The following is a 16,943-nucleotide window of genomic DNA, read 5'->3' on the forward strand; positions in this document are numbered from 1 at the left end:
CGTGGCGGGACGGGTGGAGCGGGTGGATGAGGGCCGCGCGGAGCGCGGGAAACGAGACGGCTCGGGCGGAGCCCGGAAAGGTGGCACACATGGACCTGGTCATCCGTGACGTCGACGTCGTGGACGGTTCCGGCGACCCCTCCTACCGCGCCGACGTGGTCGTGGCGGGCGGCAGGATCACCTCGATCGTCAAGGAGGCCGCCGCGGCCGGGTGCCAGCGCCCCCGGGGCCGGCGGGAGCTGGACGCCGAGGGACTGGTCCTGGCCCCCGGTTTCATCGACATGCACGCCCACAGCGACCTCGCGCTGCTGCGGGACCCCGAGCACACGGCCAAGGCGGCGCAGGGGGTGACCCTGGAGGTCCTCGGCCAGGACGGCCTGTCGTACGCGCCCGTCGACGACCGCACCCTCGACGAGGTCCGCCGCGCGATCACCGGCTGGAACGGCTACGGCGAGGACATCGACTTCACCTGGCGCTCGGTCGGCGAGTACCTGGACCGCCTCGACCACGGCTTCGGCGGCGCGGGCATCGCCGTGAACGCCGCGTACCTGGTCCCGCAGGGCACCGTACGGATGCTCGCGATGGGCTGGGAGGACCGCGAGGCCACGCCCCAAGAGCTGGACCGTATGCGGGAGTCGGTGGCGGCGGGTCTGCGGGAGGGAGCGGTCGGCATGTCGTCGGGGCTCACCTACACCCCCGGCATGTACGCCAAGGACGCCGAACTCACCGAGCTGTGCCGGGTGGTCGCGTCGTACGGCGGCTACTACTGCCCGCACCACCGCTCGTACGGGGCGGGCGCTCTCCAGGCGTACGAGGAGATGGTCGCCCTGACCCGCGAGGCCGGCTGCGCCCTCCACCTGGCCCACGCCACCATGAACTTCGGCGTGAACAAGGGCCGCGCCCCGGAGTTGCTCGCCCTCCTGGACAACGCGCTCGCCACCGGCGCGGACATCACCCTGGACACGTATCCCTACACCCCCGGCTGTACGACTCTCGTGGCGCTGCTGCCCAGTTGGGCGAGCGAGGGCGGCCCGGAGGCGATTCTCGCGCGGCTGAAGGACGAGGAGACGGCCGAGCGCGTCCGGCACCACATGGAGGTCGTGGGCGCCGACGGCTGCCACGGCGTGCCCATCGAGTGGGACACGATCGAGATCTCGGGCGTCGCCGACCCGGCGCTGTCGTCGTACGTGGGCAGAACGATCGCGCGGTCGGCCGAGGCGCACGGCGAAGACCCCTGGGTCACGGCCCGTCGGCTCCTCCTCGCGGACCGGCTCGGCTCCACGATCCTCCAGCACGTCGGCCACGAGGAGAACGTGCGGACGATCATGCGTCACCGCGTGCACACGGGCGGCTCCGACGGCATCCTGCGCGGCGACAAGCCGCACCCGCGCGCGTACGGGACGTTCCCCCACTATCTGGGCCGGTACGTGAGGGAGTTGGGCGTGCTCTCCCTGGAGGAGTGCGTCGCCCACCTCACCTCACGTCCCGCCGCGCGGCTCCGCCTCACGGACCGGGGACTCGTCCGCGAGGGGTACCGCGCCGACCTCGTCCTCTTCGACCCGGCGACCGTGGCCGCCGGGTCGACGTACGAGGCACCGCGCACCCTGCCCACCGGGATCCCGTACGTCCTGGTCGACGGCCGTTTCGTCATCGAGGACGGACGGCGGACGGACGTACTGGCGGGCCGGGCGATCCGCAGGAGCGGATGAGGGTGTTCGCTACGGCTTGGGCAGTATGCAGCCGTCGGCGCTGAGGTCCAGCTTGTTGTCCACGCCGAAGCAGGCCGGGACGTGCCAGGTCTGCTGGGCGTAGTTGGTGCCCTGACGGACGGTCACGGTGCCGTTCGCGTCGACCTCGCAGGGGTTGTTGACGGTGCAGCGCGCGCCGTCCTCGTTGCCCGTGTTGTTGACGCCGACGACCTTGTTGGTGGCGTCGTCGACGACCGGGGAGCCCGATGTGCCGCCGATGGTGTTGCAGGTGGAGGTGTAACGGATCGAGTCCTTCCAGGTCCAGTCACCCTCCCGCAGGCGGTACGCGTACCCGTCGACGTCGCAGCTGTAGGTCCGCTTCCAGTACCCGGAGACGACGGTGATGGCGGTGCCGGCGGCCGGGCGGGTGGTGTCGTAGACGAGCGCGTCGATGCCGTATGTGCTCTTGATCTGCGCGTACGTGGTGGTGAGCTGGTACACCGCCATGTCCGTGTCGGTCATCGTGCCGTACGCGATCTTGCTGGCGCGGAGTGTGCCGACGCGGGTGCCGGCGGAGTTGAGCAGGCCGAAGGTGCGGGTGGAGGCCTGGTCGACGACGACCTCGCCGGGTTCCGGGAAGCCGCTCTCCAGACAGTGGCCGTTGGTCATCACCAGCGCCGGGTCGTTGTCCTCGGAGTCGGGCATCCGGACGACCGAGCCGGAGCAGTTGCTGAGCGAGACGGTGCCGGCGAAGGTGACGGCCTGTGCCGCCGGGGCCGTGCCGGTGAGGTCGGCCACGGTCTTGTTCGCCGTCTCGACGAGCGAGCCGACCACCGTCTTCTCCGCTGCGACCGCTGTCGTCGCGGGCGCGTCCGCGGACTCGGGCGCCGCGACCGCGGGTGCCGCGCCCGCCCCGGTGATCACCAGGGCGAACAGCGAGGCAACGAGAGGCTTTCTCATGTGGGGGTCCCCTCTTGCTACATGGGTGACGGAAGATCTTTCGGCCACCGCAGTTTGTCATGCGCATTGTGAAGGCCATGTGCAGGAGGAGCAAGGAGTTGGTTCCGGCCGCGCGATCTTCGGCCAGAGAGCCAGGGGGCCGGGGGGTGGGGGTCGGTGCCGAGGGACGGGAGGCGGGTGAGGGCGGGGCGCGGCACGGACGAGGCGTCAGCTCGCCTGCCCGACCGGTCACTTCATATGGCTGACCCAACGGGCCGCTGCGCATGCTTCACCATCGACGGACTTCGACGGGACTACAACGGAATACGACGGAATACGACGTATGCCGGAAGCTCGCGCCGCTTCCGTGCCACCGGCGCGCGACGTCCCCTCGCGGGCCGCCTCCCGAGCGACCTCGTGGGCTACTTGGGCTCCTTCGTGGCTCCTTGGCCGCGGCCTTGGTTGCCGTTGGAGTTGCCCCGGGGCGAGGAGGTGGCGGTGGCGGAGGGCGAGGTGGACGGGGCGGCGGTCGGGGACGTGGAGCCGGAGGACTCGGGGGTCGTGGCGGCCGGGGACGGGTTCGTGGAGGTGCCGGGGGACGAGTCACCCGGGGACGAGGATGCCGTGGCCGACGTATCGGCAGATCCGCCGGCCGGTGGGGAGGCCGCATCCGCGTCACCGGACCGGGCGTCGGCCGGGGCGGACTCGACGGACGCCGGGGTGCCCGGGCTCTCCTGATCCGAGGAGCCGAGACCGGCCACCCCCGCCACCGCGGCGCCGCCGAGCACCGCCGCGCCGATACCGCCCGCGATCAACGCGCCGCGCCGCCGGGCCCGACGCCGTCCGAGCGTGACCCGCCGCCCGCCGACGGGCCGCGCGCGACGCCCGACCGCGTCCAGAGCCTCGAGGGTGCCGGGCCCGCCCTTCGCACCGGGACCGCTCGCCTCGGGACCGCCCGCCCCGTCCGACGTATACGCCACCGCGGAGCCGCCCCCGCCCGAGCCGTCCCGACCCAGGCCGTCTCCACCCGAGACGTCTCCGCCGAAGCCGTCTCCACCCGAGACGTCTCCGCCGAAGCCGTCCCCGCCCGAGATATGTCCGCCGAAGCCGCCCCCACCCGGACCCCCCGTGGCCGAATCCGAACCCTCCCACACGACCTCGTCCAGTTGGACGGTGTCGTCGTAGGCGTTCTGCCAGCCGTGGGCGGCGGCGGGGTCCCTGAAGGCCTCGTAGGCGGGGGTTGCGTGGGGGTCGCCGAAGGGGTGGTACACGTTCGGCGGATTCGGGACGTCGGCGTTGTCGCTCCGGTCCGGCCCGTGCGCCCTGTCCACGCCGCCCACCCCATTCATCTCGTTGCGCTGCCTTCGTATCGCGTGCCGTATGGCGATGTCTGCCGTGTGGCCGGTGGCAATGTGGGGGAGCGCCCGGACCTTGGCTGATTGTAGAGAGGAGGTACGAGGGGAGATAGGGGGGACGGTGGAGGGAGCATTTCGGGGTATAGCGACTGTCTCACGTGGTGGAAAACACGGTCCGGAACGCGTTACCGGGCCGTAAGCTCACGGACATGCAGGTGATCCAGTCGACCAAGCTCGCCAACGTCTGTTACGAGATCCGGGGCCCGGTGCTCGAGGAGGCGATGCGGCTTGAGGCGGCGGGGCATCGGATCCTCAAGCTGAACACCGGGAATCCGGCCGCGTTCGGCTTCGAGTGTCCGCCCGAGATCCTGGAGGACATCCTCCGGAACGTGTCGTCGGCCCATGGCTACGGCGACGCGAAGGGGCTGCTGGCCGCGCGCCGCGCGGTCGTCATGCACAACCAGACCCTCGGCATCGAGACGGACGTCGAGCACGTCTTCATCGGCAACGGCGTCTCCGAGCTGATCGTGATGGCGATGCAGGGCCTGCTCGACGACGGCGACGAGGTCCTCGTACCGTCCCCGGACTACCCGCTGTGGACGGCGGCGGTCTCCCTGTCCGGCGGTACGGCCGTGCACTACCGCTGCGACGAGCAGTCCGACTGGATGCCGGACCTCGCGGACGTGGAGCGGAAGGTCACCGACCGCACCAAGGCGATCGTCATCATCAACCCGAACAACCCGACGGGCGCGGTGTACGACGAGGCGATGCTGCGCGGCCTGACGGACATCGCGCGCCGCCACAACCTCCTCGTCTGCTCGGACGAGATCTACGACAAGATCCTCTACGACGGTGCCACGCACACCCCGACCGCCAAGGTCGCCCCCGACCTGCTGACCCTCACCTTCAACGGCATGTCGAAGGCGTACCGGGTGGCCGGCTACCGGGTGGGCTGGATGGCGATCTCCGGGCCGCGCGCGCACGCCGACTCCTACATCGAGGGTCTGACGATCCTCGCGAACATGCGGCTGTGCGCGAACATGCCGGGGCAGCACGGGGTGGTCGCCGCGCTCAGCGGACGGCAGACGATCAACGACCTGGTGCTGCCGGGCGGGCGACTGAAGGAGCAGCGGGACGTCGCGTACGAGCTGCTCACCCAGATCCCGGGTGTCTCGTGCGTGAAGCCGAAGGGGGCGCTGTATCTCTTCCCGCGCCTCGACCCCAATGTCTTCAAGATCAAGGACGACAGGCGGATGGTCCTCGATCTGCTCCGGCAGGAGAAGATCATGGTCGTCCAGGGCACCGGCTTCAACTGGGCCGAACCCGATCACTTCCGGGTCGTGACCCTGCCGACGGTGGCGGACCTGCGGTCCGCGATCACCCGGATCGGGACCTTCCTGGACGGATACGGACAGGCGTAGCGCCACGCGTTCAGGCGTAGCGCCACGCCCTTCGGACCTTGCTCAACTTTAGACCGATTCCAAGGTAGGCTGGTCTTCCGAAGAGCTTGGAGGCCATCCCATGTACGAGCCGATCCGCACAAAGTCGGTCCACACGATGGCCGGCACGACCTCCTCCGACTTCCCTCACCGTTCGCGTGAGGAAGAGCTGGACATCCAGCTCGCGGGTCATCTGGCGGCACTGCTGGCAGCGACCGACGAGCTCCGCGCGCTGACCCCCTCCGACGACCTCGACGAGGCCGCGCAGGCGCTGGCCGCGCAGGTCACCCGGCTGCGGGGCGGGCGTCCGCCGGTGCGCTCCGCTTCGGATGCCGCCGGAGATCGCGAGGTCTGCGAGCTGCACCGGCGCGCCCACGCCCTCGCCGGGCGGGCCCTCGTCGTCGCGGCGTCCCGTGCGGATACGGCGGCGGCGATTCTGGCGGCGGAGCGGATGGATGCGCATGCCGGTGTTCCGTTGAGCGCCTAATAGCTCGGGGGGTCGACTGTGGGGCGACTGCGGGTGGTTCGTGGTTGCTCGCGCAGTTCCCCGCGCCCCTGAAAGACCCCGGGCGCGACCCATGCCGTCAAGGGGCGCGGGGAACTGCGCGACCAGCCCCCACCCACCCGCACCCGCGAAACAACCGAACCCCCCGAGCTCCCCCCGGCCCGGCGAAGCCACCCGTTGCGTTCCGGGACCACCGCTTCACCCCCCGTTCACCCGCATCGAGCAGGAACGTTGGGTTCCGGGAGCACTCTCCCGGTGTGAGACGCATTGCGGGAATCGTCCTCGCGGTACTGCTGATCGGCGGCGTGGTGGCAGCCGTCGTGGCGGGCCGGACAGAGGACACGGGCACGGCAACGAAGACCGTGCGAGGAGTGATCGGGTCGGAGAAGGCGGAGTTCTTCGCCGACCCGGAGGTGGTGAAGGCCCTGGCCGCCAAGGGCTACACCGTGAAGACGGAGACGTCGGGATCCTGGGCCATGGACGGCCTGGATCTGAACGGGTACGACTTCGCCTTCCCGTCCAGCAAGGCACCCGCCGACGAACTGGCCCAGAAGTACGACGTTCGCGAGCCGCTGCCGCGCCCCTTCTACTCGCCACTCGTCGTGGTCGCCCACCGGGGCGCCGCCGACGTGCTGCGACAGAACGGGCTCGCCACGCTCGAAGGGGGCCGGGGCGTCCTCGACATGGGCGCCTATCTGAAGGCCGCCGAGAGCGGCCGCACCTGGCAGGACCTCAAGGGGGCAGACAAGTACGGGGAGTTGATGGGGCTCCTCTATATCGCCACCACCGATCCCACCACCTCCAACTCGGGGGCGCTCTATCTCGCCGCCGCCTCCAACGTCGCCAACGGCGGACGGGTGGTCGCGAACAAGGCGGACCTCGACAGGACCGCGCCGCTCATGCACGAACTGATCAGCGTCCAGGGCGCCCAGCAGCCGAGCACCGACGCGGCGTTCCGTGACTTCGTCAGCGGTGTCGGCAATCCGCTCGTGCTCGTCTACGAGTCGCAGGTCGCCGCCCTGCTCACGGAGGGCCAGAACGTCGACGACCTGGTCGTCCTCTACCCGGACACCACCGTCTTCAGCGACCACACCGTCGTACCGGTCACGGACGAGGGCCGGGCACTCGGCGAACTCCTCAGCGCTGACCCGGAGTTGCGCGAGCTGGCGGCCCGGCACGGGTTCCGGCCGCAGGGTGCGGCCACCGAGTTCACGGCGGCGACCGCCGACCACACCACCTATCTGATGCGGAAGCTGACCGTCCGGCAGGCGCCCGTGCCCACCTCCGAGGTGCTGCACGAGATGGCGCGCCGGGCCAGGGGTCAGTAGGACTACGGGGGAACACACGACATGAACGACGAAGACAGCACCTTCACCCTCACTCCCCCCGAGCCGGTCGCGGCCGTGCCCCGGGAGAAGGCCGGCGGGCTCGTGCCGGTCGAGGAGTCCGTGCGGACGGACATGGCCCGCAAGGCCGAGGAGTACGTACGGGGGCTCGCGGCCCTCGACGCCCGCTCGCCGGAGTTCGCCGGCCGGGTCGGGGAGATCACCGCGCTCGGCGCGGGCGAGATGCGGACGGCCGCCGCGCAGTCCAACCGGATGCTGGAGCGGACCGTGCGCAGCCTGCCGAGCAAGGGCGGGGACGCGCAGTCGCAGGTCGCGGGCTCGCTCGTCGAACTGCGGCGTGTCGTCGAGGACCTGGACCCGCGTGACCTTCCCGCGAGCAAGGGACGCAAGTTCCTGTCCCGGCTGCCGGGCGGCAACAAGCTGCGCGACCACGTCGCCAAGTACGCCTCCGCGCAGGGGACCTTGAACAAGATCGTGGGGTCGCTTCGCGGCGGCCAGGACGAACTGCGGCGTGACAACGCGGCGTTGCAGACCGAGCGGGTCCGGCTGTGGGAGACCATGGGCAAGCTCCAGGAGTACGTCGTCCTGACGGAGGCCCTGGACACGGCCGTCGAGGAGCACATCCAGACGCACTTCGACGGGGTCGACCCGCAGCAGGGTGACACCCTGCGCGCCGATGTGCTCTTCCCCGTCCGGCAGAAGCACCAGGACCTGCTCACGCAGCTGGCCGTCTGCGCCCAGGGCTACCTGGCCATGGACGTCGTACGGCGCAACAACGAGGAGCTGATCAAGGGCGTCGACCGGGCCGCCACCACCACGGTCTCGGCGCTGCGCATCTCGGTGATGCTCGCCTCCGCCCTCGACAACCAGAAGAAGGTCGTCGACCAGGTCAACGCCCTGCGCGGCACCACGGAGGATCTGATCCGCGGCAACGCCGAGATGCTCGCCACCCAGAGCGGCGAGATCCAGCGCATCGCCGCCGACCCGGCCGTCGGCGCGGAGACACTCCGCTCGGCCTTCCAGCAGATCTACCGCACCCTCGACGCCATCGACACCTACAAGGTGCAGGCCACCGAGACCATGGCCGCCACCGTCGAGTCCCTGACCTCCGAACTCCAGCACGCGACGCAGTACCTGGAGAGGAGCAGGTCTCAGGGGGCACTGGAAGGGGGTGGGCTCGTATGAGAAGGGGAACCCTCTCCGCCCACCGCGCGGCGGCCGCCCTCGCGCTCGCGCTGGTGACGGCCGGATGCACCTCGTCCACCGAGTCCCCGGCGGCCGAGGCGACCAAGTACGTCCCCGGCACCCTCCGCGTCCTCGCCTCCAGCGAACTCGCCGATATGAAGCCGGTGTTGGAGCAGGTCGAGAAGGACACCGGGATCAAGGTCCGGCCCACCTACATGGGCACGCTCGACGCGGTCGACCTGCTCACGGAGGGGCGGGCGAAGGACGCGTACGACGCCGTCTGGCTGTCCTCCAACGACTATCTGCGGCTGCGCCCGGACGCGGCGAAGCAGGTGGTGTCTCAGACGCCGGTGATGTCCAGCCCGGTCGCGATCGGCGTGAAGAACGAGACCGTACGGAAGCTGGGCTGGAAGCCGGAGAGCGTCACCTGGTCGGACATCGAGGAGGCGGTGGCGGACGGGAACCTGACGTACGGCATGACGGACCCCTCCCGCTCCAACTCCGGTTTCTCCACGCTCGTCTCCGTGGCGTCAGGGCTCTCCGACGCCCAGTCCGCGCTCACGGACGCCGATGTCGCGCAGGCGACGCCCCGGCTGAAGGAGTTCTTCGCGGGGCAGAAACTGACGTCGGGATCGTCGGGCTGGCTGGCCCAGGCGTACGACCGGCGCGGTGACGTCGACGCGATGCTCAACTACGAGTCGGTGCTGAAGTCCCGCAAGGACCTGACGGTGATCCGGCCGCGCGACGGGGTCGTCACCGCCGACTATCCGCTCTCCTCGCTCGCGTCCACCAGCAAGGACGTCCGGGACGACGTACGCCGGCTCACCGACGCCCTGCGCACCCCGGACATCCAGCGGCTGATCACGGCAGAGACCCTGCGCCGCCCGGTCGTCGCCTCCGTCAGCCCCGCGGCCGGCCTCGACACCACCCGGCGGCGCGAACTCCCCTTCCCCGGCACCCGGTCGGTCGCCGACGGGCTCCTCGACGCGTACGAGAACGAGCTGCGCCGCCCCTCCAGGACCGTGTACGTCCTCGACACCTCGGGCTCGATGAAGGGCGACCGCCTCGACCGGCTGAAGACCGCCCTCACCGAGCTGACCGGCGACTTCCGTGACCGGGAGGAGGTCACCCTGATGCCCTTCGGGTCCGATGTGAAGAGCGTGCGGACACATGTCGTACGGCCCGAGGATCCGAAGGCCGGGCTCGACGGCATCCGCGCGGACACCCGGGAGCTGTCCGCCTACGGCGACACCGCCATCTACACCTCGCTGCAAAAGGCGTACGAGCATCTCGGCACCGCCGACCGGGACACGTTCACCTCGATCGTGCTGATGACGGACGGCGAGAACACCGAGGGCGCGAGCCCCGCCGACTTCGACGACTTCTACGGTCGGCTGCCCGCCGCCCAGCGGCAGATCCCCGTCTTCCCCATCCTCTTCGGCGACTCCGACAAGAGCGAACTGGAGCACATCGCCGACCTGACCGGCGGCCGTCTCTTCGACGCCCAGCAGGGCTCGCTGGACGGCGCCTTCGAGGAGATCCGTGGCTACCAATAAGGTGCTGGCGTACATCGAGTCCCGCAAGAACCTCACCGGCAGCGCCCTCGGGATCGCCGGGCTCGGCCTGACCTTCGCGGGGATCGCGGGCCCGTACTGGCCGGTCGTGGTCGTCGGCCTGTACGGCGCGGGCGCCCTGATCGCCCCGCCGGAACGCCCGCCGCTGCCGGACTTCCCGGACCCGTCCGCCCAGCTCGACGAGTTGCGCGCCGACTTCGGCACCCTCCGCGCGTACCTGGCCGGCATCGAGCTGCCGCCCGCCGCCTCCGGCCGCCTCACCGAGCTGACCGAACTCCTCACCGCGCTCCTCGACCCCGGCTGGGTCGCCGAGGTCCTCGCCCGCGACCCCGAGGGCATCCACGCCCTCTCCCGGGCCGTACGGCAGGACGTCCCCGAGGCCGTCGACACCTTCGTACGCACCCGCTGGTGGACCCGCCTGACCCCGGGCACGGAACCGCCGGAGCGCCACCTCGAACGCCAACTCACCTTGTTGCATGACGAGTTGGGGCGACTCGCGGCGGCCCTGCGGGACGCCGAGGCCCGGCGGCAGGAGTCCCACACGCGGTATCTGGAGGACCGGTCGGGCTGACCGCCCGTCTCAGAGGTTGGTCACGATCACGATGAACAGCACCACCCCGATCACCACGGCCAGCAGCTTCAGCGCGGCGTACGGGGACGGGGGCTGGTCGGGCTGGGGCGGCGGGACCGGGACCGACGTGGGCCGGGGCCCGTTGAACACGTCGTGGCCGGTGACCGCCGCGCGGGTGCACCAGGGGCAGGTCGGCAGGTGGGAGCCGTAGGTGTGCAGCGGCCGTACCGTGCAGGCCCGCACCTGGCCGCGTTCCTTGTCGAGGGCGCGGAGCCAGGCCTCGGCCGGAGGCCGGGCGGCGGGGTCCTGGACGCCGGGGCCGAAGGCCGCCTTGGCGAGCGTGAGGAGTTCGGTCGGCAGGACGGACGGGTCGATCGTGCCGCGCGGGATGGTGACCCGCTCGGGGCGGACGACATAGCTGCAGCTCGCGGCGATGTTGTCCTTGACGGTCGACTCGGAGGCGCTCTCGTGCGGGACCCCGCCGAAGGGGTGGTTGCCGGCGGTGAGCAGCTGGTAGACGAGGACGGCGAGGGCGAAGTCGTCGCTCTGCCGGGTCGCGGGACCGCCGGCCTGGCGCTCGGGGGACGAGTAGTCGGTGGTGTGCATCAGGCACGGGAAGAGTTCGCCGGTGACCGGGTCGGTGAAAGCGATGGAGTCACAGTCGAGGAAGGTGACGAAGCCGTTGCCGTCGACGACGACGTTGCTGCTGGAGAAGTCGCCGATGACGAGGTTGTCGTAGTGCATGCGGGCCGTCATGAAGGCGAGGTTCCAGGCGACGCCCAGCAGGAACCGCCAGTCGGCCCGGTCCGGGAAGAGCTTGAGCCGCTGTACACGGGTGAACAGGCCGACCAGCTGGACGTGTTGGGGTTCGCCGAAGCGGCGCATGGCGTAGCCGAGGAACTCGCCGTTCGTGCCCCGGGCGATCGCGGTGGGCCAGGCCAGCTCCGGCGGCTGGCTGGCGTCCGTCGGGCGGGCGGCGAGCGGGGACATGGTGAGCATGCGGGCCAGCCGCCGCTCCTGGTCCGGCCCGGGCGTGTCCCGGTAGATCTTGACGACGATCCCCGTGTCGCCCACCACGGGGAACACGGCCGCCTGCCCGCCGCCCTTCAGGGGCAGCTCGGCCAGGGTGACCCGCTTACCGTCGAGAAAGACCGTGCGGCCGCTCATGGCCGTACCTCCGAGTGTTCGTTGGGCCGGCCGTCACGCGTCGCCGCCGGGTGTCCGGGCCGGTTGTCACGGGGCGTCGCCGGTGTCCGGGCAAGTCGTCACGGGTTGTCGCCGGTGTCCGGGCCGGTCGTCGCCTGTCGCAGCTCATCGCCCGGTCGTGCGGACGGCTCGTAGCAGGGTCTTGTCGTCGGCGTTCAGCGCGGTCAGGCGGTCGGAGCGGAGGAGGGCGGCCAGGTTGTTGTCCCGGTCGTCCTCGGCGGCGGCGTCGAGGGAGCGGAAGACGGCGTCGGCGAAGGACGGGTTCGGGGACTGGGCGCCCTGGGCCGGCCGGTTGAGCATGGCCTGCGCGAGACCGTCCGTGGACAGCAGCACCCCGTCGACCCCGTCGTCCGACACGCACTCCGTGTGCGTCCAGCGCGCCACGTCCGGCGAGGTCAGGAACACCGTCTCGTTGCTGTACTCACTGACCGCCGCGGCCTGCGGCAGCAGATGGAACTGCCGCTCCCCGTCCTCCGTCCCGGCCCGTACGACGACGAAGCCGTCCCCCACGGTGAGGTGCCCGATCCAGCCCGGAGCGAGCACCACCACCGTGAGCGTCGTGGCGAAGTCCTGCGCGTCGGCGCCGGTCCGGTCGAGGAAGTCCTTGCTGACATCGTGCAGGGCGTCCCGCAGCAACTCGTGCACGGCCTCCCCCGGCTGTACCTCCACGGCCGCCCCGGCCCGCCGCGCGAAGTGCTCCGCCGCGAGCTTCACCGCGAGCCGGGCGCCCTCTTCCGACCGGGGCCGGCTCCCCGCCCCGTCGGCGACGGCGAGCACGGCGACGGAGGAGGTGGTGGCGTAGGCGCAGGCGTCCTGGCAGGGCAGGCCCTGACGCCGGTGCCGGTAGCCCTCGACGCTCAGGCCGTGGATGCGCCAGGGCGGGGCGGCGGTCAACTCACGCCTCCCAGGCCGGGCGTTGCGTCTTGAACTGGCTGAAGATCTTCTCGAACACCTCGTCCCCCGCCCCCTTCTGCTCGGCGCCCGCGCTGGCGGACATCATCTGGAGCAGCTCCCGGAACGGGAACCCCTGCAACCGGGCGTTGAACTTCGGCGCGAACGCTCGCAGCACCTGCTCCCCCGTGTCCGTGATCCCGCCGACCCCGATGGCGTACAGCCGGAACCGGCGGGCCCGCTGCTCCTCGGCGAGGACGGGGACCAGCCGGTGCCAGGAGTCGGTGAGATGGCCGGTCGGGTCGGTGGGCAGACCGTCCGTGACGAGGCAGATCTGCGGCCGGTAGTACTGCAGCCCGGACGCCCGCAGCTCGCTCTTGCGGGCCGCGACGATGTGCATCGCCAGCTCCAGCGCCTCGGTCATCAGGGTGACGCCGGCGGCCATGAGCTGGGGGGCCTGGAAGGCGTGCGCGGGTATGAAGGGGCTCGTCCGGGTGCGCGGGTCGAGGAGGTGGGGCCCGCGCCAGGCGCCGACGCCCTGCCCGCCGAAGGTGACGACGGCGACCTCCACGCTGTAGCTGAGGCTCACGTCGTCGTGGAGTTCCCGGGTCCACTCGGCGAGCGCGTTGTTGAGCGTCTGGATCGGCTGGCCGGCCATGGAGCTGGACGTGTCGAGGCAGAGCACGAGCGGCATGCGCTGGGCGTTGTTCTCGAACTCGATGTCGGCGTACTCCGCCGGCAGGGTGGGCGGGTATTCGCTGTGCATCGTTCATCCCCCTGGTTTTTCTGACGTTCGCTGTCGCTGCGGTTCGGTGTTTCCGGCCTTACCTCGGCGTGCCCTTCGCGTGCCGGGCGGCGGTGGGCGGGAAGGCGTACAGGACGTCGGAGTCGCGTTCCCGCGCGTCGGCGACGTCGACGAGCCCGCCGGGCGCGGGCGGCGGCCGCCCGGGCTCGGCCCACACGGCCCGGCGCAGCACCCGGTCGAGCTCGACATAGCCCTGCGGATGCAGTTCGGTGCGGACGACCGCGGTCCGCGCGTGTGTCGGGCGGGCCCCCACCTGCCGCCCGTGCCGTGGCACGGGCGCGACCCGCAGCCGGGCGGTGCGTTCGTCACCGCTCACGCCCCCGCCGCGCGCCGCGTGGGCCGGCGCCGCCCGCGCGGGACCGCCGAGCGCACGCCCGGGCGACATCGCCGGCCGGTGCCCCACGGCCACCGGGCCCCTGGAGCGCCGGATCACGATGACGAAGGCGAGGAGCAGCAGGGCGAGGAGGAGACCCATCCAGAGGGCGGTCCAGGTGGCGTCGCTGTAGCCGGAGTTCTTCCGGCCGATGGCCTCGGCGGACGTCTTGCCGGCCGTGGGGGACTTCGGCTCGGCCGTGGAGGGCTCGGGCCTGGACGGATTCTGGGCGCCCGGTACGGGGTTGATGGCGTCGACGTGGGTGGAGAGGTCGGCGGCGAAGCCCGCGTCGATCAGCGCCTTGCCGTCCAGTGGCTCGGGCTGATCGCCCTCGCCCTCGACCAGCCCGCACAGCGGTTCCTGGCCGGCGCAGAGCCCCGCCGCCCTCAGTTTGTTCAGCGGGCCGGGCCGCAGCCGGTCGATCGTGGCCTCGGGGTGGACGAGCCGGCCCTCGGCCAGCACCAACAGGGCTGTACCGCCCTCACCGGTGCGCTTGCCGTTCCGCACCTGGACCACGAGCGGGTGGCGGTCCTCGCGCAGCGTCTCGATGGCGTGGCGCTGCCGCTCGCCGATGTCCTCGTACTTCAGTGGCGCGTTCAGCGTGATCACGACGGGGCCGTCCTTGATCACCTCGGCCCAGCACTCCAGTTGCTCGGTGAGCCGGTCGTCGCACGAGGCGGCCGCCGCGCCGGCCGAGGTCATCCCCGGCACCAGCGCGACCGCCATCCCCACCAGCACTCCGAGAAACGACAAACGCCCGATCGCACCCATCGCACCAACCGTTCCTGTGGACTGAGCATGAGTGAGCCCGCCTCAGCCGCACGCCCCGAACGGTCTTGGGCGTACTGGTCCCCGGCGTACTCGACCCCGGGGCGGCGACACGCATCCCGTGCGTGGTCCGTTCCCGGGAGGCCAGTTCCCTGCGCGACCTGGCCAATTGGGTACGGCCAGAGGCGACGGGGAGGCCCTGAACCATCACTCCGGTGGAGCAGGGGCCCCGCACGCTGACGCCGTACCCGGCGTCCCAGATCGCACGACCACGTTAGCCCGATCAGCCCAGGGCGCCGCAAGCCCGCAAGCGGACGATCACACGATCGAGCTAATTCGACCTCGTGCACACTCCTTGGCAAGCAGCTACCACCCCCCGTGGCCTGAAAGGCACGCCCCCGCGGCCCTGAAAAGCCTCTCCCATAGTGGAGCAGGCAGCCGCGCGGCCGGAAGGGTTTGGTGAATTCCGCCGGGGTACTTACGGCGACTTCCGCCGACGTCCGATCGGTATGCTTTTCACTTCTACAACTTGAACACCTGATGGCAACGACTGAACATCTGCCGCGCCCGATCCACCCAGTCATTGGCCAGAGCATCGAAGTCCGCCTGGGTGATACGGCATGTCAATGGCAGATCGCAGACTCCCGCGAGACAGGGGCGCGGCCCGCGTACATCCCACACGGAAAGCATGGGGTTCAGTTGTTCGGTATTCCATGCGTTCGACGCGGCGGCGGCGAGGGCGAGTTGGTCGTGCCGCAGGAAATTCCCGTCCGTGGCGAAGGCGACGAGGAGTTTCTTGGTGGTCATGAATCTCAGCGTGACCGTCCGCCCCGCCTCATGGAGATCGAATTGCAGGGACACCGAGACGGTGTCGTGGACCGTGTGGTAATTCCGCCGGGCGACCCAGTTCTGCACCAACTGCCGCCAGTGCGTGCCGAGGTCGTGGATCTCGGTGTTGCGCCCCGGATACGAGTCCCGCCCGGGGGCGGAGTCACGGCCGGAGGCGGAGTCACGGCCCCCGTACGAGTCACGGCCGGGGTAGGGGCCACGGCCCGGGTAGGAGTCAGGCACCGTCACGGACCACCGCCCCGGCGACCATGGCATCGGTCAGCCCGGCGTCGAGCAGCGCCTGCGCGTGCAGCATCAGACAGGAGGGCACGGACTCGCTCGTCGCACGCCGCCGGTGCCGCTCCTTCAGCTCCTCGTACCGCACCTCGATGGTCCGGGCCACCTGCGGCGGCGGCCACACCTCGGCCCCGCTGGCCTCCCCCACCAACTCGGCCAGGAGTTCGGCGAGTCGCGGCCGCTCCTCGGGCCGCTTCGCCAGACAGCGGGCGATGAGGGGCCGCAGTCCCGACGGTACGCCGTCGAGGCGGGGCTCACCTCGTACGACCTCGACGCTCACGCCTTCCCCGCTGCCGTGCGGCGGGCGGCCGGTGAGCGCGTACACCAGGACCCCGCCCAGCGAGAAAATGTCGCTCGGCGGGCCGACCCGGTCGCCGCGGATCTGTTCGGGCGACATGAACGGCGGGGTGCCGACGACGACGCCGACGCGGGTGAGGCCCGGGGCGCCGTCCACGCGGGAGATGCCGAAGTCGATGACACGGGGGCCGTCCTGGGCGAGCAGGACGTTCGCCGGCTTGAGGTCGCGGTGGACGACGCGGGCGGCGTGGATGGCCTGCAACGCCTCGACGAGGCCGGCGCCGAGGGGGCGGACCTGGGCCTCGGGGAGGGGGCCGTCGGCGCGGACCGCTTCCGCGAGGGAGGGGCCGGGGACGTACAGCGTGGCCAGCCAGGGGAGTTCGGCCGTCGGGTCCGCGTCGACCACGGCGGCGGTGTACGCGCCGCTGACCACGCGGGCGGCGGCCACCTCACGGGCGAAACGTTCGCGGAACTCGGGTTCGGCGGCGAGTTCGGGACGGGCGACTTTTACGGCGACCTCGCGGCCGGCCGGGGAGCGGCCCAGATAGACCCAGCCCATGCCGCCCGAGCCCAGGCGGCCGACTATCTTGTACGGGCCGATCTTCATGGGGTCACTTACGGGTGTACGCACCCCGGTCACCTCATTTCGGGGTTCGGTGCGGATGCCCCGAGTGTCCCAGGGGCTGCGCCCCTTCGACCCCCTTTACGCGGAAGAGCTCGGGTGGATGAGGTGGTGAGGCGGGTGCGGGTTGTTCGCGGTTGCTCGCGCGGTTCCCCGCGCCCCTGAAATCGAAAGCAGGGGCTGCGCCCCGCTTTTTTCGGCCCGCGGGGCCGGGTCTTGTCTTTTAGGGGCGCGGGGAACTGCGCGAACAACCC

Annotated in this window: 15 protein-coding genes; 7 read left to right on the forward strand and 8 right to left on the reverse strand. The window is 71.0% G+C overall.

Annotated elements, in window-relative coordinates:
* The first annotated feature begins 89 nt into the window (after positions 1-89).
* Positions 90-1,709: an N-acyl-D-amino-acid deacylase family protein gene (locus JIX56_RS15655; RefSeq protein WP_257541167.1), complete on the forward strand. Its 1,620-nt coding sequence runs from the start codon at positions 90-92 to the stop codon at positions 1,707-1,709.
* 9 nt (positions 1,710-1,718) lie between these two features.
* On the opposite strand, the gene JIX56_RS15660 is transcribed toward JIX56_RS15655, so the two are convergent.
* Both JIX56_RS15660 and JIX56_RS15665 read right to left on the reverse strand, forming a co-directional pair.
* Entirely contained in the window at positions 1,719-2,648 is a 930-nt protein-coding gene (locus JIX56_RS15660; RefSeq protein WP_257541169.1) for a trypsin-like serine peptidase, read from the reverse strand.
* Positions 2,649-3,049: 401 nt separating this feature from the next.
* Positions 3,050-3,958 carry a hypothetical protein gene (locus JIX56_RS15665; protein WP_257541171.1) on the reverse strand — a complete coding sequence of 303 codons (909 nt, stop codon included), beginning with the start codon at positions 3,956-3,958 and terminating at the stop codon, positions 3,050-3,052.
* Positions 3,959-4,191: 233 nt separating this feature from the next.
* Between JIX56_RS15665 and JIX56_RS15670 the strand changes: the two genes are divergently transcribed.
* From JIX56_RS15670 to JIX56_RS15695, 6 genes are all read left to right on the forward strand, one after another.
* Entirely contained in the window at positions 4,192-5,403 is a 1,212-nt protein-coding gene (locus JIX56_RS15670) for a pyridoxal phosphate-dependent aminotransferase (RefSeq protein ID WP_257541173.1), read from the forward strand.
* Positions 5,404-5,503: 100 nt separating this feature from the next.
* Positions 5,504-5,908, forward strand: coding sequence for an SCO4983 family protein (locus JIX56_RS15675; protein ID WP_257541175.1), 405 nt, complete (start codon positions 5,504-5,506; stop codon positions 5,906-5,908).
* Positions 5,909-6,183: 275 nt separating this feature from the next.
* The gene (locus JIX56_RS15680; protein WP_257541177.1) at positions 6,184-7,254 is read left to right on the forward strand and encodes a substrate-binding domain-containing protein; all 1,071 of its coding nucleotides are present in this window, start codon (positions 6,184-6,186) and stop codon (positions 7,252-7,254) included.
* A gap of 21 nt (positions 7,255-7,275) precedes the next feature.
* Positions 7,276-8,457, forward strand: coding sequence for a toxic anion resistance protein (locus tag JIX56_RS15685; protein WP_257541178.1), 1,182 nt, complete (start codon positions 7,276-7,278; stop codon positions 8,455-8,457).
* The gene (locus JIX56_RS15690) at positions 8,454-10,013 is read left to right on the forward strand and encodes a substrate-binding and vWA domain-containing protein (RefSeq protein WP_257541179.1); all 1,560 of its coding nucleotides are present in this window, start codon (positions 8,454-8,456) and stop codon (positions 10,011-10,013) included. The genes JIX56_RS15685 and JIX56_RS15690 overlap by 4 nt, the downstream gene beginning before the upstream one ends.
* The gene (locus JIX56_RS15695) at positions 10,000-10,602 is read left to right on the forward strand and encodes a hypothetical protein (protein ID WP_257541181.1); all 603 of its coding nucleotides are present in this window, start codon (positions 10,000-10,002) and stop codon (positions 10,600-10,602) included. The genes JIX56_RS15690 and JIX56_RS15695 overlap by 14 nt, the downstream gene beginning before the upstream one ends.
* 9 nt (positions 10,603-10,611) lie before the next feature.
* Here JIX56_RS15695 and JIX56_RS15700 read toward each other — a convergent pair whose 3' ends face one another.
* From JIX56_RS15700 to JIX56_RS15725, 6 genes are all read right to left on the reverse strand, one after another.
* Positions 10,612-11,769: a hypothetical protein gene (locus tag JIX56_RS15700; protein ID WP_257541183.1), complete on the reverse strand. Its 1,158-nt coding sequence runs from the start codon at positions 11,767-11,769 to the stop codon at positions 10,612-10,614.
* 144 nt (positions 11,770-11,913) lie between these two features.
* On the reverse strand, positions 11,914-12,702 hold the full coding sequence (locus JIX56_RS15705; protein ID WP_257541185.1) for a PP2C family serine/threonine-protein phosphatase: 789 nt from the start codon (positions 12,700-12,702) through the stop codon (positions 11,914-11,916).
* Between the two features lies 1 nt (position 12,703).
* Positions 12,704-13,465, reverse strand: a complete 762-nt coding sequence (locus JIX56_RS15710; RefSeq protein ID WP_257541187.1) for a vWA domain-containing protein — start codon at positions 13,463-13,465, stop codon at positions 12,704-12,706.
* Between the two features lie 58 nt (positions 13,466-13,523).
* A complete protein-coding gene (locus JIX56_RS15715; RefSeq protein WP_257541189.1) occupies positions 13,524-14,648 on the reverse strand; it encodes a hypothetical protein in 1,125 nt (374 codons plus the stop codon).
* A 519-nt stretch (positions 14,649-15,167) separates the two neighbouring features.
* Positions 15,168-15,722, reverse strand: a complete 555-nt coding sequence (locus tag JIX56_RS15720) for a hypothetical protein (protein WP_257541191.1) — start codon at positions 15,720-15,722, stop codon at positions 15,168-15,170.
* Positions 15,709-16,698 (reverse strand): serine/threonine-protein kinase, encoded by a 990-nt coding sequence (locus JIX56_RS15725; RefSeq protein WP_257541193.1) that lies wholly within the window; start codon positions 16,696-16,698, stop codon positions 15,709-15,711. Before JIX56_RS15725 ends, JIX56_RS15720 begins: the two co-directional genes overlap by 14 nt.
* Between the last annotated feature and the right edge of the window lie 245 nt (positions 16,699-16,943).

The sequence above is a fragment of the Streptomyces sp. CA-210063 genome, assembly GCF_024612015.1.
Lineage (GTDB): Bacteria > Actinomycetota > Actinomycetes > Streptomycetales > Streptomycetaceae > Streptomyces.